This window comes from Novosphingobium sp. 9U (assembly GCF_902506425.1).
Lineage (GTDB): Bacteria > Pseudomonadota > Alphaproteobacteria > Sphingomonadales > Sphingomonadaceae > Novosphingobium.
In genome coordinates this window covers 21,233-39,857 of the sequence record NZ_LR732497.1, presented here as the reverse complement: position 1 = coordinate 39,857, position 18,625 = coordinate 21,233, and the positions used below count along the sequence as shown (strand labels likewise).

15 protein-coding genes are annotated in these 18,625 nt (G+C 65.8%); 10 read left to right on the top strand and 5 right to left on the bottom strand.

From position 1 onward, the window contains the following. Window positions 1–5: 5 nt before the first annotated feature. From GV044_RS16000 to GV044_RS15970, 7 genes are all read left to right on the top strand, one after another. The gene (locus tag GV044_RS16000) at window positions 6–329 is read left to right on the top strand and encodes a hypothetical protein (protein ID WP_159872707.1); all 324 of its coding nucleotides are present in this window, start codon (window positions 6–8) and stop codon (window positions 327–329) included. Window positions 330–337: 8 nt separating this feature from the next. Beyond that, window positions 338–703: a GPW/gp25 family protein gene (locus GV044_RS15995; protein WP_159872705.1), complete on the top strand. Its 366-nt coding sequence runs from the start codon at window positions 338–340 to the stop codon at window positions 701–703. Further along, the gene (locus GV044_RS15990) at window positions 700–3,255 is read left to right on the top strand and encodes a putative baseplate assembly protein (protein WP_159872703.1); all 2,556 of its coding nucleotides are present in this window, start codon (window positions 700–702) and stop codon (window positions 3,253–3,255) included. Before GV044_RS15995 ends, GV044_RS15990 begins: the two co-directional genes overlap by 4 nt. After that, complete coding sequence (locus GV044_RS15985) at window positions 3,252–6,482, top strand: putative baseplate assembly protein (RefSeq protein WP_159872701.1); 3,231 nt, start codon at window positions 3,252–3,254, stop codon at window positions 6,480–6,482. Before GV044_RS15990 ends, GV044_RS15985 begins: the two co-directional genes overlap by 4 nt. 13 nt (window positions 6,483–6,495) lie before the next feature. Next, window positions 6,496–8,727, top strand: coding sequence for a hypothetical protein (locus GV044_RS15980; RefSeq protein WP_159872699.1), 2,232 nt, complete (start codon window positions 6,496–6,498; stop codon window positions 8,725–8,727). Between the two features lie 13 nt (window positions 8,728–8,740). Next, window positions 8,741–10,096 carry a DUF6519 domain-containing protein gene (locus GV044_RS15975; RefSeq protein WP_159872697.1) on the top strand — a complete coding sequence of 452 codons (1,356 nt, stop codon included), beginning with the start codon at window positions 8,741–8,743 and terminating at the stop codon, window positions 10,094–10,096. 886 nt (window positions 10,097–10,982) lie between these two features. After that, a complete protein-coding gene (locus tag GV044_RS15970) occupies window positions 10,983–11,453 on the top strand; it encodes a hypothetical protein (protein ID WP_159872695.1) in 471 nt (156 codons plus the stop codon). A 274-nt stretch (window positions 11,454–11,727) separates the two neighbouring features. On the opposite strand, the gene GV044_RS15965 is transcribed toward GV044_RS15970, so the two are convergent. Beyond that, window positions 11,728–12,519 carry a hypothetical protein gene (locus GV044_RS15965; RefSeq protein ID WP_159872693.1) on the bottom strand — a complete coding sequence of 264 codons (792 nt, stop codon included), beginning with the start codon at window positions 12,517–12,519 and terminating at the stop codon, window positions 11,728–11,730. Window positions 12,520–12,759: 240 nt separating this feature from the next. Then, window positions 12,760–13,914, bottom strand: a complete 1,155-nt coding sequence (locus tag GV044_RS15960) for a methyltransferase domain-containing protein (RefSeq protein WP_159872691.1) — start codon at window positions 13,912–13,914, stop codon at window positions 12,760–12,762. A 121-nt stretch (window positions 13,915–14,035) separates the two neighbouring features. Between GV044_RS15960 and GV044_RS15955 the strand changes: the two genes are divergently transcribed. Then, complete coding sequence (locus GV044_RS15955) at window positions 14,036–14,830, top strand: helix-turn-helix transcriptional regulator (protein ID WP_159872689.1); 795 nt, start codon at window positions 14,036–14,038, stop codon at window positions 14,828–14,830. 160 nt (window positions 14,831–14,990) lie between these two features. Here GV044_RS15955 and GV044_RS21915 read toward each other — a convergent pair whose 3' ends face one another. From GV044_RS21915 to GV044_RS15945, 3 genes are all read right to left on the bottom strand, one after another. Further along, complete coding sequence (locus tag GV044_RS21915; protein WP_201299137.1) at window positions 14,991–15,203, bottom strand: alpha/beta fold hydrolase; 213 nt, start codon at window positions 15,201–15,203, stop codon at window positions 14,991–14,993. Next, entirely contained in the window at window positions 15,133–15,750 is a 618-nt protein-coding gene (locus GV044_RS22835; RefSeq protein ID WP_159872687.1) for an alpha/beta fold hydrolase, read from the bottom strand. Before GV044_RS22835 ends, GV044_RS21915 begins: the two co-directional genes overlap by 71 nt. Before the next feature lie 336 nt (window positions 15,751–16,086). After that, window positions 16,087–17,007 (bottom strand): transposase, encoded by a 921-nt coding sequence (locus GV044_RS15945; protein ID WP_201299134.1) that lies wholly within the window; start codon window positions 17,005–17,007, stop codon window positions 16,087–16,089. Between the two features lie 290 nt (window positions 17,008–17,297). On the opposite strand from GV044_RS15945, the gene GV044_RS15940 reads away from it, so the two are divergent. Both GV044_RS15940 and GV044_RS15935 read left to right on the top strand, forming a co-directional pair. Continuing rightward, window positions 17,298–17,735 carry a CU044_2847 family protein gene (locus GV044_RS15940; RefSeq protein WP_159872685.1) on the top strand — a complete coding sequence of 146 codons (438 nt, stop codon included), beginning with the start codon at window positions 17,298–17,300 and terminating at the stop codon, window positions 17,733–17,735. After that, window positions 17,725–18,615, top strand: coding sequence for a trypsin-like peptidase domain-containing protein (locus GV044_RS15935; protein ID WP_159872683.1), 891 nt, complete (start codon window positions 17,725–17,727; stop codon window positions 18,613–18,615). The genes GV044_RS15940 and GV044_RS15935 overlap by 11 nt, the downstream gene beginning before the upstream one ends. Window positions 18,616–18,625: the final 10 nt, after the last annotated feature.

Genomic DNA, 18,625 nt, shown 5'->3' with positions numbered 1-18,625 from the left:
AGACCATGCCGGGATCGCCGGTTCCTTTCGGATCGACCGTGCTGTGCAGCCACCTTGGCCAGGCGGTCGCGGCCGCGCCCAACCCGCGCGTCACCTTCGGCGGGCAGCCGAGCGTGCTGCAACCCACCATCTGGAACATCGCCGGCTGCACGATGCCGCCTCCCACCGCCGGCAACGGCCCTTGCGTCACCGGGCATTGGCTCACGGGCAGCACCCGCGTGCTCTCGAACGGCCAGCCGCTGGTGATCGCCCCGGCAGGCTCGGTCTGTGCGCCCACCGGAACGCCGATGAACGCAACCGCGCCGTTCGCGCGCGTGACGGTGATGTGAGCCGCGCCATGGAGATCGCCTTCCCCTTCGGCTTCGACCCGCGCGGCCGCACGACCGGGGCCACCCGCGAAGAGCACGTGCGCCAGATGATCGAGCAATTGCTGCTCACCCGTCCGGGCGAGCGGGTGATGCGGCCCGACTTCGGCAGCGGGCTCTACCACGCCGTCTTCGCGCCGAACGCACCCGAACTGGCGACCGCCCTGGTGTTCACCACCCGCGCCGCGCTGCAGCGCTACCTTGGCGATGTGATCGACGTCGCCAGGCTGGAAATCAGTGCCGAGGGCGAGTCGCTCTTCGTTGCGCTGGACTACGTGCTGCGTGAGAGCGGGACACCGCAAAGCGTGGTCATTCCGATCGCGGAGCCGGTCTCGTGAGCGCGCCGTGCAGCCCCTGCACTTCCGACGCACCGCGTCGCACGGCGGTGCGCGGCGCCAATCTCAACGGGTTGGACGAGGTGGAAGTCGATCTTGCCGAGGCGGTGTTGCGCGTCACGTTCCTGGGTCATGCGCCCGAGTGGCTCGAACCGGCGAATGTCACCGTCACCGGCGGCCCGGACCAGCGTGCGATCACCGTGCGGGACATCCGGATCGACCGCAGCGACGACGAAGGGCTCGATGATGTGATGACTGTCTGGCTCGACCGTCCCGCCGGTCCTGGCGACTACACCTTGGCGATCCGCGCTCTCGACCAGCGTGGCGAACCCCGGCGGGTGCCAGAGGATTTCGACTCCCGCTACGCACAAGTGCGCTTCGCATTCACCGCGGATTGTCCATCCGACATCGACTGCGCCGACGCCAGGCACTGCCCGCCGCCAGCGTTCGCGGTGCCCAACATCGACTATCTCGCACGCGATTACGCGGGATTTCGGCGGCTCATGCTTGATCGCATGGCGCTCACTCTCCCCGAATCGACCGAGCGCCATGCCGCCGATCTCGGCATCACCCTTGTCGAAGCGATCGCCACGGTTGCCGACCAGCTCAGCTACTACCAGGACGCGGTCGCGACCGAGGCTTACCTCGGCACCGCGCGGCGGCGTATCTCGGTGCGCCGCCATGCGCGGCTGGTCGATTACGCCTTGCATGAGGGCACCGCAGCGCAAGGCTGGGCGACCTTCGAAATCGCCGGCGACATCACGCTGGCGCCCGACCAGGCCTTCTTCGTGACGCCGGTCATAGGGATCGAAAACGGCGCCGTCGCGGTCGAGACGTACCAGGCGCAGGCGCCCGTGGCGCAGATCGCGTACGAGCCGGTCCTGGCCGAACCGCTGGTGCTGCGCGAGGTGCGCAATCGAATCGCCTTGCACCGCTGGCGGGAGACGGGCTGCTGCCTTCCGAAAGGGGCCACCGGTGCGACGCTGGTCGATCCCGGCCCGCAAGTGCCACCGGAAGAGCCGGACACCGCCGAACCAGCAACCGCCCGGCGGATCACGAGCAAGGCGAAAGGCCCACCCGATACCCCGCCGCAGACGCATGGTCTCGATCTCGCGCCCGGACAGGTCCTCGTGCTGGCCGAGGTGAGAGGACCGCGTACCGGGCGACCGGAGGACGCCGACCCCACGCGGCGCCATGCCGTCCGGCTGACCCGCGCCACGCGTGCGACCGACCCGCTCGATGGAACGCCGCTCTGGGAAGTGGCATGGTGCGCGCAGGACGCCCTGCCCTTCGCGCTATGCCTCGACAGCGTAACCGAGGCTCCCGACTGTCAGTGGATCGAAGCCGTCAGCGTGGCTTACGGCAATGTCGCACTGGTCGGCGCCGGCTTGCGGCGCAAGGCGAAATGGCCGGCCGTGCCTTCGGACGGCGTCGATCGCGTCTGCGGCACCGCCTGTGATCCGGCCGAGGATCGCGAGCTGGCAGGTCCCTTTCGTCCTGCGCTGCCCGCGCCGGACCTCACCTGGAGGGTGCCGGTACCGCACTGGACCGGCGACTGCCGCCAGGGCGCCGCCAACCGTCTGCTGCGTGACGGTCCCGAGCACGGCATTCCGCTAGTGACGCTGACCAGCACGCTCGCCAATCGCGCCGATCAAACCTGGACCGCGGTGGGCGACCTGCTGGGCAGCGGGCCGGCCGACGCGCACTTCGTGGTCGAGGTCGACAACGACGGCACCGCCTGGCTGCGCTTCGGCGACGGCGCCTGCGGCCTCGCTCCAGCGGCGGGCGAGCAGTTTGCAGCGACGTACCGCACGGGCAACGGACCCGACACCAACCTCGGCAGCGACGCGCTGGGGCTTGTCGTATTCCGCGAAGGGTTCCGCGACGGGTTGGCGATTAAGGTCGGCAACCCGCTCCCCTTGCGCGGAGGCGTCGCGCCCGAGACGCTCCAGCACGCCCGCCTCGCCGCACCGAGCCGTTATCGAGCGCGTCTGGAGCGGGCGATCGTCCCGGCCGATTACGCCGCGATCATCGAGCGCGACTTCGCGGGCGAAGTCCAGCGCGCGGCCGCGGTCATGCGCCGATCCGGCGCCGCGCACGAAGTCCAGATCGCGATCGACCCGATCGGCGGCGGGACGGCGGACCTCGGCCTGCTCCGCGCCGTGGAGCGACACTTGCGCGACTATCGCCGCATCGGTCACGACCTACGCGCGGTGCCGGCGCGAGAGGTGGCGCTGGCGATATCGCTGTTGGTCTGCGTCGACCCGCTGCATCGCCGCGAGCTGGTGACGGCAGCGCTTCGCCGGGCGCTGGGACCGCAGGGGCTGTTCGCACCCGACAACTGGACTTTCGGCGACGCGATCGCGGCCAGCCGCATCGTCGCTACCGCGCAGCGCGTCGAAGGTGTCGCCCACGTGACGCTCAGGCACCTCGGCCGACGCTTCGTCGCAGGTGACGGCGAGATGGAAAGCTTGGAGGTGCTCCGGCTCGGCGCGCAAAACCTGCCGGTGCTGGAGCCGGCCTCGTTGCAACTCGAAGTGCGAGGTGGACGATGAGCTTCGGATGTGGATGCGGATGCGGCGCCGTCTCGGACGCCAGTTGCGGGTGCTGCGACGGCGTGCAGGCGCTGGTGCCCGAGGCGCATGAGAACCGGCCGGGATTGTCGCAGCTCTCCACCCGCATCGGCACGCACGGCACCTTCCTGGCAAGCTTGCAGGCGCGGCTCACCTCCCATGTGCTGGCGCACGAGGTCTTCAGCGCCGGCCAGCCGACCGAGACGGTCACGACCCGCCCGCTCGCGAAGCTGACGGCGCGGAGCGACGATGCGGTGCCGGCGCTGCTCGATGCCTGGGCTTGCGCAGCAGACGTGCTCACCTTCTATCAGGAGCGGATCGCCAACGAGGGCTATCTCCGCACCGCACGGCAGGGGCGATCGCTGCACGAACTGGCAAGCCTGCCGGGCTACATGCCCCGGCCGGGCCTAGGGTCGAGCACGTGCCTTGCCTTCGAGCTCGACCCGCTCGCGCGCGCGCCCATCGTCATCCCGGCGGGTACCCGCGCCCAGTCGATACCCGGGCAAGGACAGACCCCGCAGAGCTTCGAGACCTCGGACGATTTCGCGGCATCAGGTGCATGGAACCGGTTGCCCATGCGCCAGACCCGGCCGCAGGACCTGCATGACGTCCGCGACGGCACGCTGTGGCTGGAGGGAACCGCCACGCGGCTCAAGGCCGGACTGCCGCTGCTGATTTCGGCCGACGGCGCTGAGCCCCGGCCATTCCGGATCGTGCGGGTCGAAGAACAGCCGGACCGACAGCGGACCCGGATCACGCTGGAGCGCTGGGCCAAGAGTGGGCAAGTCGCCATGTCGCTGCTGGCCGATGCGCCGCAGGATACGGCGCTGGCCGAGGTCAAGGCGACGCTGGCGCGTGTCGATGACGACGATGCCGCCGAATGGGCGCGGCTGCACGCGAGCGTGGGCGAGCTCCTGCATCGCCGGCTTTCACCCCCGAGCCGGGCCTGGCTCAAGCAAGCCAGCGAGGTGGCGGCGACGAAGCTGCCTGCGGCAGAGTCCCCGCCAGCCTTGGTGATCAACGGCGTCTCGGGTGGCGGGTCCAGCGGCGAAGACGATCAGGACACGGATTTGTGGGAGCGGCTGCTCGCCCGCCCTTCGGTGCCGCTGGCAAGCGCGGAGCGGTTGTCGCACAATGCCAGGGACGAGTTGTCGGCGAACAGCGGAGGCACGTTCTCTCTGCTGTCGGCCGCCAATCCGCAGTTGGCGAACAATCTCGCGCCGGCGCTCGCCGGCGTCCAGCGCGCGGATGAGCAGCCGGCGTTGCGCGTCTACGCTCTCAGGGTGCAGGCCGGCGCGTTCGGCCGCAACTTCCCGCGACCCAGCGGCACCGCTCAGTACAAGCCCACCGACAGCGCCGTCATCACTTACGTCGCCGAATTGCCGGACTGGAGCATCGTCAGGCCGCGCCACAGCGAGGAAGAATCGGTCCTGCACCTCGATGGTGCCTACGACACGATCCTGCCGGGGTCCTGGCTCCTGCTCGACTGCGCAGCCGTGTCGCTGGCACACTCCAGCGTCGCACCCACCGGAGAGACGATCGTGGCGCAGGCACGGCGCGTGTTTCCCAAACTGACTCGCGCCGAATACGGCCAGTCGGGCGAGAGCACCGAGGTGGAGATCGACCGGCCTTGGCTCAAGTACGGGGACGAGGATGACGACAGCGACAGCCCTTCTATCAACCACCTGGCGATGGCTTCGCAGCCGAGCGGGGACGACAGCTTCGCGATCGTCCGCCGCACCGCGATCTATGCCGCCAGCGAGGAACTGGCGCTGGCCGAGGCGCCTGTGGCCGATCCCGTCTGCGACGGCACGCAAGGCCTGGCGCTCGACGTGCTGGCGATGGGGATCGAGCCTGGCCGCCTGATCGCCCTGCGCGGCGAGCGGGCCGACGTTCCCGGTGTCACCGGCCTGGAAGGCGCCGAAATCGCGATGATCGCGGCAGTCAGCCACAGCACGCCCGACCAGGCCGTCGGCGAGGTGGAGAAGGGACACGTTACCGCCAGCCACAGCTATACCACCGTCACGCTCGAGCGGCCCCTGTCGTACTGCTACCGCCGCGAGACGCTGCAGGTCTACGGCAACGTGGTCCGCGCGACGCAGGGCCAGACCCGGCGGGAGCCGCTTGGCAATGGCGATGCGACCGTAGCAAACCAGGCCTTCGCTCTGAAGCACGCCCCCGTGACTCACTTGCCCGCGGTCAACGCCAGGGGCTCGCGCAGTACGGCGCGCGTCTACGTCGAGGATGTCGAGTGGGCCCGAGCCGAGAGCTTCATCGACCTGGGACCAGAGGACAGGGTCTTCGTCGAGAGCGTGCTGCCTGACGGATCGACGGCCATCCGCTTCGGCGACGGGCGCGAGGGTGCGCGCTTGCCGAGCGGAACGCTGAACGTCGCGGCGATCTATCGCGAGGAACTGGGCGCTTCGGGCAATCTCCGCGCCGGGCAGATCGCGCAACTGGCGGATCGGCCGCTCGGCGTGCGCGAAGTGGTGAACCCGGTAGCGGCCACCGGAGGCGCAGATCCCGAGGGACCGGACCTCGTGCGCCGCAACGTGCCGATCGCCTCGGCGGCGCTCGGCCGGCTCGTCGCGCTGAGCGACTACGCCGATTTCGCGCGCGGCTTTGCCGGGATCGAGAAAGCCACGACGACGATCGTGCCCGCAGGCGGGCGCCGGTTGGTCCACCTGACCCTCGGCGGCATCGACGATGCTCCGGTCGATCTCGACAGCGAGTTGATGCGCACCTTGCGCAGGAGCCTGCGCGAACTGGGCGACCCGGCCGTGCCACTCCAGGTCGCGACCCGCGCACTGCTGCCCGTGGTGATCGAGGCGCGCGTGGCGATCGCGCAGGATCGCTTGTGGGAGCGGGTCAGCAGCGACGTGCGCGCGGCGCTGGCCCGCGCACTAGGCTACCATGCACGGGATTTCGGCCAGGCAATGGCCGCGAGCGAGATCATCGCGCTGATCCAGGGCGTACCTGGCGTCACCCGCGTCGATCTCGACGTGTTCGGCACCCTGCCGCCACTCAGCGCCAGCGACGTGCCGACACCCGATGCCATCGCCGAGGGGATCGCTCTGCTCGAGCAGGTCGCGCCAGTGATCCGCCCCGCCCCGGCGCGCATGGGGCCTGACGGCACGATCCAGCCCGCGCAGCTCGTCACGCTCGTCGGCAGCGGAGCGCAGACGATCGCGCTCAACCAGCAGGCCTGAGGGAGGCGCGGCGATGAACCTTGATGCGATCTACGAGCTGCTTCCGGCGATACACCGCCGTCGCGATGGCGAGGCCGGCGAGCCCTTGCGCGCCCTGCTGCAGATCATCGCCGAGCAGGCGAGCCTGATCGAAGCCGACATCGGCCGCACATACGACAACTGGTTCATCGAGACCTGCGAGGAGTGGGCGGCGCCGTACCTCGGCGAGCTGGTCGGCTACGCGCCCGCGAGCGGCGAAGTGCCACCTCCCGGCGCCGTCCCCGTCCGCCGCGAGGTCGCGCGCACGATCGCATGGCGCCGGCGCAAGGGGACGCTGCGCTTGCTGGAGGACCTGGCGGAGGCAATCGCCGGCTGGCCCGCGACGGCATTCGAATGCGGCGAGCGGACCAGCCAGACTCAGTCGCTGCGCCTCGCCCGGCCCGATCGCGGACGCCTTGTCGACATACGCTGCGGCGGCGCGCTGGCGCGGATCGGGCGCCACCGCGATCGTCTGGCACGCCTGGTAGACGTGCGTCGCGCCGGCTCCGCTCGCGCCCCCGGCCTGCCGGCGCCCGACGAAGTCGCGCTGGAGGTCTGGCGGCTGCGCAGCTTCCCGCTGACCGACCAGCCCGCCGCCTGTCGCGAGGAGGCCGGACCGCACTGCTATACGTTCTCGGCGCTGGCAGCAGACATGCCCCTGTTCCTGCGGACCGACGCGCCCGGTCTCAACCCGCTGCGCCTGACCCGGCACATGCTCTCGGCCCCACGATCGCGCGGTGAACGCAGCGGGCGAGCAGACCCGCACTTCGCCGAGCCCGATGCAAGCGGCCGCGTCGCCGGCTTCGCCATCCACGCGCCGGGCTGGGGCGACATCAAGAGTGCCGACGGGCTGCTCCCCGCTCACCGGATCATTCCGGCGAACCTGGAAGGCTGGCGCTATCAGCCGCCCCGCGGCCACATCGCCGTCGATCCCGAGCTTGGCCGCATCGCGTTCCCGCCGCGCCAGATCCCTCGCAGACCCGTGACCGTCACCTGGCACACCGGCTTCAGCGCCGACATCGGCGGGGGCGAGTACATCCGGCCGTTGGCGAGCACGCCGGGCGCCGAGATCGTCACAGTGCGCGGGCTCGACCAGTTGAAGGCCGCGCTCGCGCCCTATGCGGGAATCGCGCAGGACGACGGTACCGTGGTGGCCGACCCGCAACAGCCGCCCGCGCGCGTGATCGAGATCGAGGACAGCGGCATCTACACCGCGCCTTTTGCCATCTACCTCGCGCCAAACGCCAGCCTGCAAATCCGCGCCGGCCAGGCCCGTCGCCCGGTGCTGCGCCTGCTCGACTGGCAAGTGAGCCAGGCAGACAACTTCTTCGTCCATGGAGAGGTCGACAGCCGGCTGGTGCTTGATGGCCTGCTGGTGGTGGGGCGCGGCATCCAGCTGGAAGGTGCGCTCGCCTCGTTCACACTGCGCCACACGACCCTGGTTCCGGGCTGGGCACTCGGCCCCCACTGCGATCCGCGACGGCCCTCCGAGCCGAGCGTCGAGTCGATCGACTGCCCTGCCTGCATCTCGATCGAGCGCTGCGTGACCGGCTCGATCCAGATAAACAACGACGAAGTCTCAACCGATCCGACTGTACTGCGCGTGTCCGACAGCGTGATCGACGCGACCGGGATCGACTGCGATCACCCGCAATGCGAGGCGATCGGTGCGGCCGGGAGCCGGCCTGCCTTCGCGCGTCTCGAGGTCGTGCGCTCGACCGTGATCGGCCGCGTCATGGCGCACCAGCTGGATCGGGGCGACAATTCGATCTTTCTCGGCGCCGTCACCATTGCCAGACGCCAGCGCGGCTGCATGCGCTTTTCCTACGTGGCGCCGCGCAGCCGCACGCCGCGCCGGTATCGCTGCCAGCCCGACCTCGCGGAGGCCACACTGCGCGCCGAGCATGCGGCACCGGTCAACGCCGGGCAGCAAGACACGCTCCCCACCGGCACCGCCGCCCCTCCCCCGACCGAATTGTCCGAGGCCGACTTCGCCGCGGCACGCCGCGCGGTCCGGCCGGTATTCGACAGTCTGCGCTACGGCACGCCGACTTACGCCCGGCTGCACCAGCGCTGCGACCCGGCGATCGTGCGCGGCGCGGAAGATCGCTCGGAAATGGGCGTGTTCAACCATCTGCAGAACCCGTGGCGAGTGGCGGCACTGATCCAGCGATTGGCGGAGTACACGCCGGCCGGCACGGACGCAGGCGTTGTGTTCGCAGATTGAGGGAGGGTACACTATGAGAGGCGACTTTTCACGTGACAGCTTCGACGCGCTGGGCGGCTTCACACGCGTGCTCCAGCAGCAGGGACGCATCGAGATCGACGCCGACGGCAACGAGCGCCAGGCGATCCAGCTGCGGCTGATCCGCCAACTCGCCGCCGATCTGATCGGGCCGTTCGGCGGTCCCAAGGGCACGTTCCGCCTCAGCGAGGCGGACGGCATGACCTTCGATTTCGCGATCAGTCCGGGTAGCTACTACGTCGATGGCTGGCGGATCGAGAACGTCGCGCCGGTCTACTTTCGGGGTGACGGTAAGGACCGTCCAGCCCAGCCCGGTTTTGCCGCCGCACAGCCGAAGGAGGGTAGCCATTTCGTTTGGCTCGACGTCTGGGAGCGCCATGTGAGCGCGCTCGAACATGACAGCCCGCTACGGGCCAACGATCCCAGGCGGATCGCCGAAGTGGCGCTTGCCGGCCAGGACACCGCCAGCCGTGCGCAGACAGTCTGGGCGGTGCGGTTGTCGGAACTTTCACGCGACGATGCCGCCACGCTCCAGCAAGGCGGCGATTGGCGCGTGATCATGGACCGCCTGCAACCACCGGGCCGCGGCCTGCTGGCGGCGCGTGCGATTGATCCCGCTGCGGCGGGAAGCGACGACCCCTGCTTGGTCGGACCGACTTCAGCCTATCGGGGTGTTGAGAACCAGCTCTACCGCGTAGAGATCTGGCGCGAGGGCACCGCGGGGGATGGCGCGAGCTTCGTCTGGTCGCGCGAGAACGGTTCGGTCCTGTTCGCGGTCGAGCAGGTCGCCGGCAAGCGAGTACGACTTGCCGAAGGCTGGCATGACGCCCGCTTCGGCCTGGGTGTGGGCGACATCGTCTCTCTTGAAGGCTCGGCTCAAAGACACGGCGCGGCCGCGAGCCTGTTCAAGGTCGTCCAGTACGACGACGAGGCGATCGAGCTCGAACTGGACGGCGCACCCGCACTCGATGCTGCAGGCGGCGAGGTGGTGCTGCGACGTTGGGATCACCGCCAGCGCCCCGCCTCCGCCGGCGCAGGGCGCCTTGTCGATGGCGCGCTAGCCCTCGTCGAGGACGAATGGATCACGCTGGAGGACGGCATATCCGTCCGGTTCCCGCCCTCGCCGGAAAACGTGCCCTCGCGCTATCGCCCCGGCGACCACTGGCTGATCCCCGCGCGGACCGCGATAGGTGACATCCTGTGGCTGCAGAAAGGGGACGAGCCAGCCGCCGTCGCGCCACACGGCATAGAGCGCCGCTTCGCACCACTCGGCCTCATACGCTTCGACGCCCAAGGCAAGTTCACGCTCGACCTCGACTTGCGCAAGGAATTCGGCCCGCTGGCGGGCTGACGGCACCGGGGCGCGTTCGGCACCATGACGTCGCTCGGCCTCTCGTGGAGACCTCCGCCAGCTGCCGATTGTGCTGCTATTCCACAGCCTCAAGCAGCAGGACCCACAAATGGACATTCAGACCGCCCTGCCCGCTTCCCAACTTCTTCCTTCCATTCATCTCTGAACGACCGACCGCATTGGCCGAGCCGACCCTCTCGTCCAGCCATGCAAAAGGGTGGAGAGCGGACTGGCCGCTCGCGGCGGGTGTTGCCGTTCTGGTCAGTGCCGTTGGGATATCAGCCGCAAACGTGCAACGCTTCCGTCGCTTGCGTGGATGGTAAGCAGCTTACCCGACCGTTCCCATCGTTGGGCTTTGCCCATCGGACGCCAGAAACTTCCGGCAAAGTCGGTCCTGTCCCTTTCCGAACAGCCCATTGCGGTAAATATGATGGGGCCGCCAGTGCCCATGAATCCGCCCGCCTTCGTCCAGCGGACATAGGCTGAGCTGCCGCCGTTGCACTCCCATGTGCCTGCTATCGCCCCCGTCCCCACCCATAAGTAGGGTGGCGGCAGGTGCTTTGGACCGGCGAGGAGCCGGCTGGTTGCCAACACTGACCACCTCCCATGTGCTGCCAGAAATCTGATCGTTGCTTCTTCCTCCCACGTGTCGGGCCGCCTGCGCGGGAAGCTGAGCAAGTGGGGTAGCGATTCCCAGCGCCAACAATCGGGTCAACATAGCGCTTGCTTTCCCGCAGTTCAGAGGCCGACGTTTCACAAAATTGTGTATCGCTCATGTCAACAGCGGAAGCTGGGGCGGCTCCTGCCGACCAGCTTTTGGCTGAAGATGGTGGAAAGCCGGCGCTCGGATGATAGGACGTTAGAATGGGCCTTATAGGAGCTTTAAGTGCGTCATGATCTCCTGGCCGTGCTCACGGCTTTGTTGCTCTCCCAACAAGTTGCAGCGCGACCTGCGATGAACCCTGAGACGCGCGCGGCCTTTCGCGAGGCAGTCGAAGACTATCAGATGTTCGTCGTCCCGCACTGTGCTCCGGAAGTGGTGCAAAGCTACGTGCTGGCTCGGGCCAATCGAGATCGTGCATTCCTACAATCTCTGCGCAGAACGGAGTTATACGCTGACTACAAGCAGGCTGTCGCTGATGGTGCGGCTAAAGACGCTAGAACGATTTACGAGTGCTCCTTGCCACCGCCGCCGCCGCCGCCTGCTCCACCCGGCATGGTGCCAGCCCCACCCTCACCGGTCAAAACCGAACTCAGCCAGCAGGGCATGTTGATTGAGCACTCTGCACAAGGTGATCGCCAGTTCGAGACCATGGTGCGGCTCCGTGATGCTCTTCTAGGATCAAAGGGCAAGTGACGTCCTCTCGTGGCCCAGGGCGCTGTGGAGCGGGAACGGGGGATCGCCGCCCTCCCCTGCGGCTGTTTCGAGCAAACCCAGAAGCGGTCACTCAGGCGGTCCTTCCCGCGTCCCAGCTCCGGCGATCCGTTCACCTGGACGCCGGCGACTTCACCAAGCTTAGCTCGGCGGGAACGCAAGCGCGTGGGGACGGACATCCGCAGTGAGGTTTTGTGTCTTGGCTGGCGGCGTGGAGTGGCGCTCGCGTCAGTCTCCGCGAGCTCCGGTGCCAGCGCTATCGATTACTTGAGTCATGCGCAGGTCTAGCCGCCGTGGTAGGGACGCCTAGCTCGTAAGACGCGTCCCAGCGGCGGTCTGGATCCGTGGAGTAGGTGATCCCCATAGCCCTCTGATGTGGTCGGCCGTTCTTATGCGCGCCGCATCCGTCTGCTTGGCAGTTCCAAGCTTCGCCTCCGCTGCCAGTGACGTTTACCGTGACCGTCTGCCGAGCAGGCATGAGCGATCCTGCCGTGATGATGGTGCGCCCTGTTAGCGCCACTGGCTTACGCATCGCGTGAAGGTTGCCGACCAGCGCCAGAACGATGCCGTTTTGGGCTGCTGGTATGGCCATCCAGGACTTCGCCATAGCTGCGTCACGGTCTTGTCCGGGCGAAGTGGAGCGGCCGACGTCGGAAGCGACTACGCTCTCGATCTGCCCCGCCCGCTTCATGTGGCGTAAAGTGTCGAAAAGCCGCAGAAAAGCAACACTTCCACGCCCGTCCTGCATTCTCGTGCTGAAGAGCGGTAACGTCAGCAGCGCGGCTTGAGCTTCAGGATTTCCGTTTGAAGCAAGGTAGGTATCGATGATCGCCTGGCCATCAGCAGGATATTCGAGAGCAACCGTAACTGGGCGCTTCGTTGCTGCAGCAAGACAGATCAAGTTGGAAAAAGCGGCCGGAATCTCGTTCGTCCCGTGCATCTCGCCCACGATCACCCACCGCGTTGTCGGTTGCCATAGCTCGTCGGCACCAGGAACAGACGTGCAGCTAGCCGTGGCACCTAGCAGAGCAGCGAGGATGGTGATCATGCTGAGTTACTCCGAATGAGCGGGAGCGCATTGGCGTGGCATCGCGAACCAGCTGCATCTAGTCAAACCCCGACTAGATGCCACAGACTGCGACCATCCAGCTCAAGATCGCTTGATCTCGCGCGAGCAACGGCGAATGTCGGCAACGGAACGCGAGTGGAGATTCTGCTACAGCAAGCCCTTAGCGCGCCCGCGAGAGATGCGGGAATCTAGACCATCGTTCAGCCGTCGCCAACTCGGTCACCCATCTGTTTTCCATCCGATCGTCATCATCGGATAGGTTACCCAGAGTTGGCCTTCCCTCAACTCCGGCGTCATTCCTAGCGCGTTAGTTCCCGCAGCAGCGTCGCGTCCAAGCAGTGCCCGTACGTGATCGAGCATGCCTTCCGCCGGAAACGACGTCGCGAGAACGCTTTCAAGCGGAAGGCTAGTGGCGCTGCTCCGTACGACGGTCTCCACGAGACCCAGCTCACGTCCGAGCGCCTGCAACTCGCCTAGGGTGAGGGCATGCTTGTGCGAGGGATCGCGGAGCAGTTCGATGGCGTCGAAAGCAGCGGACTTGGCGGGGTCCGGTGAAAGGTCCGACACGATTATACGGCCGCCGGGTGTGCAGGCTCGCCGCATCTCGGCCAGCGTTCTGGCCGGATCGGCAGCGTGGTGGAGCATCGAGCGGCTCACGACTATGTCGAAGCTGGCGTCGTCGACCGGCAACGACACGGAGTCGGCGAGCTCCCAGTGGACGTTTTCGACGCCTGCTGCCGCGGCGTGCGACCGTGCCTCGTCCAGCATGGCCGGGGTAAGATCGATCCCGACGACCTTGGCCACACGTGGCGCAACAGTGACCGCGAGCTGCCCTGAGCCGCACCCGACGTCGAGCACTCTGTCGCCAGGTTGCGGGTCCATGAGCTCGATCAGCGGATCCGCTCGGGGCTGCGCTCCCTGTGCGGCGATGAGCTTCGCATAGTCCGGTGCCTGTTGCGAGAACTGGTCGCGAACGCGCGCATTCTGGTCGCTCGCTTGCGCCGGGTTGAAGCTGTGGTCCGCGCGTGCTCGGAAGTTCAGGAGCCGTGTGGCCTCTGGCCCGGTTCGGAAGGAGTAGGTCACCCTCGCCGGGAGAAAGATGGAGCCACCAGCCACAAGGGATCGATCCTCCCAGTTCAGCGATCCTTCCGCGACGAAATAGATCTCGTCCTCGTCGTGGGAATGTGGCGCGATGCATGTGTTCGGGTTCAGGCGCAACTCCATGAGCTGCATGGAAGTCGCGGTACCCGCCTCGTGAAAGCAGATGTAGCCCTCCAGCTCCGAAGCGTCGATGTAGCTCCGCATCGAGCCCATCGGAATGTCGCCCATGCGCCGCCAGTGCAGCGCATCGGGATCATGCACGCGGATCGCCATCCTACCTCATCCTTCCGCCCTTGTTGCTGCAAGCCAGGATGCCGCAGTCGCCCTTTGACTGTCTCGCGGCGATCGGCCAACCTTCATCGTGAAACGGCCAAAGAGGGGCGAAAGAGTGCGGGTGAGCGACGCAAACCGGGATGTCGGCCTGTCGACACTGGTCGCTCCTGAGCATCGCCGGTCCGCAGGTGCTATCGTCCAGGACGAGTACGACGTCGACGCACCCTGGCACCATCACGACATGCACCAGCTTCAATATGCCTTCGAAGGGGCGATGGAACTGGAGGATGAACATGGGCGGCATCTATTGCCGCGAAGCCTGGCCGGGTGGATTCCCGCCGGTGTTCGCCACCGCAACAGCCTCCACCGCATACGCTCTGTGGCCATCCTCCTTTCGCCGGAGAGTGTGCCCGTGGCGGGTAGCGGCGTCAGGATCCTACGCGTATCGCCGCTGATGCGGGAGATGATTGCCGAAGCAGTCCGTTGGCCCCTGGATCGCCCGGTCGACGTCACTGGTACCGCCTTCTTTGCCGCATTCGCATGCCTGTGCAGCGAGTGGATCGAAGATCAGGCGCCCTTAACCTTGCCCTCTACGACCGATCCTGCCCTCATCCGAGCGCTGGACTATGTCCGGGCGAACCCGGCAGGCAGCCACATGGCCGCCGCCGCGGTGGCCGCGGGCCTTTCCGAGCGCTCGCTGCGTCGCCGGTGTCAGGCTGAGCTCGGAATGGGATGGGACGAATATCGGCGGCGGGCACGGCTGCTTGCATCGATCGAACCGCTGGCTGAGACTGATCTTAGCATCGCATGCATAGCCGCCGACGTGGGCTTCGAGAGCCAGAGCGCCTTCGCACACGCTTTCCGCCGACTGCTCGGGCAAACACCGCAGGAGTTTCGTCGAAGGGCGCAGCGATGAACAAGCGTTCGGAATAAGGCGGCGGGCGAAGACGGCGTGAGCAGCCGGTCTGCTTTCTAGGTCTACGAGCGGGAGGTCGATTGACCTTAACGAGTGGGAATAGCGGCCGTTAGTTCCGGCGCGCTCATCGGCTGCCCAAGCCGCACCGGCAATCGAGACATCACGATGACGCCAGAAAAGCTGCGATGTGCGTGGCGCAATAGTCTGGTTGCTCCAAATGCAGCAAGTGACCGCCGTCTAGCTCGAGCCGCTCCACGAAGGCGTTGCTGGCTGCAAGGACGTCGGCCATCAAGCGCAGTTCATCAACGTCCTGCTTTCCACTCAGCAACAGCGTCGGGGTCCTCAGTTCGTGCAAGCGCTCGATGTCGGGCATCACGGGCGCTTGCCGATCTTCCACCCACTGGCGCCCTGCAAACCTGTCGATCTCGGCTCGCAAACTCTCTGCAGCGGCCGACCCGCGCGTGCTGGCGAACAGCGGATGCTCCCACCACAGCCGCTTGGCCTCTACAAGGTTCCCCAGCCCGTACAGCGTCGGTCAGGCGAGCCCAGTCGGTGCGCCAGCCTTCCGACCAGTCCCACCCGAGGATCTGCGGACTGATCAGAACCAGACGGCGCACCCGCTCGGGGTAGTTCAGGGCGAAGTTGAGCGCGATCCCGCCTCCCATCGATACTCCGGCGAGCTCGCAGGCTTCCAGGCTCATAGCATCGAGCAGCAGCGCCAGATCGTCGGCATGCGAGAACACACCTCCAGACACTGCCGTCGAGTTGCCGTAGCCGCGTAGGTCGTAGCGAACCACGTGATGCTTGGAACTTAGCTTGGTCCAGAGCTCGTCCCAGCTGTGCAAGTCCCCTCCTTGACCATGCAAGAGAACCAATGCCGGGCCGTCGGCAGGCCCGCTCTCATCGACGGCGGCACGCATGCCATCGAGTTGAAGCCAGACCATAGTATCCTCCATACCTCGCAAGGAGGCACATGATTGTAGAACACCTTGCCGCGTACAAAGCGAGACAGCATGCGCTATATCGCTCCGCAGGTCGAGTATGGGGCACAGCGAAGGATTAGATGTTCAGCGGCACTCGGGCGCCTCTCGTAAGTTGCAGGTTACTCATCTCTTCTGCATGGCCATTTTGCACGTCGGTCGTCGGGCTGCATGGGCGTAAACTAGCCGAGAACCGCCTGCCGCTTCAGAACGGCGCTCCCGTGCTTATGACCAGACCCAGTTGCGGTCACTCAGCCGCACTTGGCCGCGTCCCAACTACTGCCATTGATTCATGTGACCGTGACAGCCCTCCGGTAATCTCAGGCTAGCCACGGGGAGCGGCTTGGGCTGGGACTTTGGGATGCGGGACGTAAGCATCCGATCGGACAGCCACTTCTCATTCCGCTTAGAGCGATAGGCGCTGTCTGCCCAAACCTCGGAGCCGGTGTTGTCGGTGCTCACGACGTGGCGCAGGAGGCGCCCGTCGGCGGCGGATGCCGAAGTCACTGCCATCTCACGGATGAAGCCGAAGCGCCGGTCGATGCTGATATGCGATTTGTAGCCGAATACCGGCAGAGCAATCATGGGCAATGGCGTGCCGTTCTCGCGATAGCGCACCTTGCCGCCGACCTTGAGCGTCCAGCGCGCATCGGTGTCTTTCTGCGCGGCCTTGTTCGGCTCGTCCGGCCAGATTTCCTTCGCGCGCTTGCCCGACTTGATCGCCTCGCGCTCGCCCTGCGTGTTCCGCTGCTTGGGCGCGGGCACCAATGAGGCATCCACAATCTGGCCGGACATCGGAATGTAGCCCTTCTTCTGGAGTTGCCAGTCGAAGGCCTTCATTACCCTCTTCAGCGTTCCGGTCTCGGTCAGACGGTTGCGAAAATGCCGGATCGTATTCTCATCCGGCGTGCGATCTCCGAGTGACAGCCCAAGGAAGCGCAGCCAACTCAGGCGATCCCGGATCATGAACTCCATCCGCGCGTCCGACAGGTTGTGCTGCGCCTGCAGGATCTTGAACATCATCACCGGATCGAACGGCGGTCGCCCACCCTTAGCACCGCCTCCATAGCCAAGACCCTCAACCAGCCAACCTCGGAAATACTCGAAGTCCATCTGCTGCAGAACCTCAAGCGGATCGCCGTCCTTGCTCAAGGCTTCAAGATGATCGCTCAAACTGAACAGGGACTTGGGATCCACCACGCCTCTCCATTATCGCTCCCACTCAATGAATCATCACAGCCGCAGAAACGCTATCGGTTTTTGCGGGTATCCAGCTGCGCCGTTGCACGTCACCGATCATCGGCAAGGCGGGTTCTTTTGTACAAGATCAAGAAGAAGTTCATTGTTTTGCTGACCACGGCCTGAGAGCACCCATCCTTGTCGATATTGGGCTCGATCCAGTCGGTGCGCTTCCCACCACATCAACCATCCAGCAAGTTTCAGATTGCGTCAGCCGGCTAGTCAGTGCGCAAATCTATGAGGATGCGATGGTAGCAAGCGCCGGCAGTTTTTTTCATATCTTGCTTTCTGGCGCGTGCTGGCACATTACTTTAAAAGTATCTGCTCCTGAGATTCGTGAATTCGGGCTTGTGACTATAGGACCGGTCATGTCACCTATTGCGACCTATGTTGCCTCCGATGGTTCCGAAATTAAAGTTGAAGTCGACCCGACCATGGTTGGCAGCGGTTATGCGCAGGCTAGTTCTGCCGGGCAAATTGCCGCCAAACTCTTGCCGCTGGGGGAGGCGCTTAACCCCATCGTCACGATGCTCGATTCGCTGATCACAAGGTTTCGCGCCACTGCAGGCAACCCGACGACTGTGGAAATCACGGTCGGCCTGAAATTCGGAGTCGATGGCAATATCATCGTCGCGAAGGGGTCGGCCGAAGGCAATCTTCAGATCAAGATGACCTATGACGGTTGACGCGCTTCGCGGCGCCTCATGCCGGATCATCTCAGACGGAGGAGCGGTTGTCGGAACGGGTGTAGTGCTCGATGCGCACCATATCCTCAGTTGCGCTCATGTTGTTCAGGGAAAACGAGCGCGAAGGGAGGACGTGCCCGGGGATCTGATCAGGCTGTCGCTCGCCTCCGCGCCCGACAAACAAGTGATCGGCGAGCTAGCCCTTCAAGGATCTGCGGCGACTCCGGTGGACGATTTTGCGCTGATCGAAATCGCGGATGGTGTCGCCGATGCCGCGCCTTTGTTGTTGATCAGTGAGATCAACCGCGGGCACCGTTTCGATGCCTTCGGCTATCCTAACGGATGGGAGTGGCAAGGCAACGCCGCGCATGGCACGATCGGGCTGGTGAATGCAGTCGGTGCGGTTCAATTGAACGGTGACGCGGATGGCTTTCCGATCCGAGCGGGCTTTAGCGGTGGGCCTGTTTGGGACCGACTCGCTGGCGGCATCGTCGGAATCGTAACGGGAAACGCGGCGGACCCAATTCGCGATCCTCGCATCGGTTTCATGCTTCCTATTGGCGCAGTCCTGCGACGGCGGCCAGGCGACGGCACCAACCACTTGATCCGCAAATTCGATGAAGTGGAGTTTAAAGCTCTTTTAGGCGAGCTGGACGGGCCGGAAAGCGAGGCTCGAGCTGCGGCCTACCTCGGCCAGCTGCTGCCCGTGTTCCGGGGCGCCGGCGACGATCCGGTTGCGCGGTACTGGATTTACCAAGCCCTAGGGAACGTGGGCGGGTCAAGGGCGCGCGCGATTCTGCACGGTGCAGCGGAAACTGAGACCCACGATTACGCGCGCTTCGGGGCGACGGAAGCATTGGAGATCATCGGAGCGAAATAGGCCGAACGTA

What these genes read in the sequence shown, in the direction of transcription:
- GV044_RS15940 (WP_159872685.1), top strand. Translation starts at nt 17,298, where the DNA reads ATGGTAGCAAGCGCCGGCAGTTTTTTTCATATCTTGCTTTCTGGCGCG.
- GV044_RS15975 (WP_159872697.1), top strand. Translation starts at nt 8,741, where the DNA reads ATGAGAGGCGACTTTTCACGTGACAGCTTCGACGCGCTGGGCGGCTTC.
- GV044_RS15980 (WP_159872699.1), top strand. Translation starts at nt 6,496, where the DNA reads ATGAACCTTGATGCGATCTACGAGCTGCTTCCGGCGATACACCGCCGT.
- GV044_RS16000 (WP_159872707.1), top strand. Translation starts at nt 6, where the DNA reads ATGCCGGGATCGCCGGTTCCTTTCGGATCGACCGTGCTGTGCAGCCAC.
- GV044_RS15935 (WP_159872683.1), top strand. Translation starts at nt 17,725, where the DNA reads ATGACGGTTGACGCGCTTCGCGGCGCCTCATGCCGGATCATCTCAGAC.
- GV044_RS15960 (WP_159872691.1), bottom strand. Translation starts at nt 13,914, where the DNA reads ATGGCGATCCGCGTGCATGATCCCGATGCGCTGCACTGGCGGCGCATG.
- GV044_RS22835 (WP_159872687.1), bottom strand. Translation starts at nt 15,750, where the DNA reads ATGCGTGCCGCCGTCGATGAGAGCGGGCCTGCCGACGGCCCGGCATTG.
- GV044_RS15965 (WP_159872693.1), bottom strand. Translation starts at nt 12,519, where the DNA reads ATGATCACCATCCTCGCTGCTCTGCTAGGTGCCACGGCTAGCTGCACG.
- GV044_RS15985 (WP_159872701.1), top strand. Translation starts at nt 3,252, where the DNA reads ATGAGCTTCGGATGTGGATGCGGATGCGGCGCCGTCTCGGACGCCAGT.
- GV044_RS15995 (WP_159872705.1), top strand. Translation starts at nt 338, where the DNA reads ATGGAGATCGCCTTCCCCTTCGGCTTCGACCCGCGCGGCCGCACGACC.
- GV044_RS21915 (WP_201299137.1), bottom strand. Translation starts at nt 15,203, where the DNA reads ATGCCCGACATCGAGCGCTTGCACGAACTGAGGACCCCGACGCTGTTG.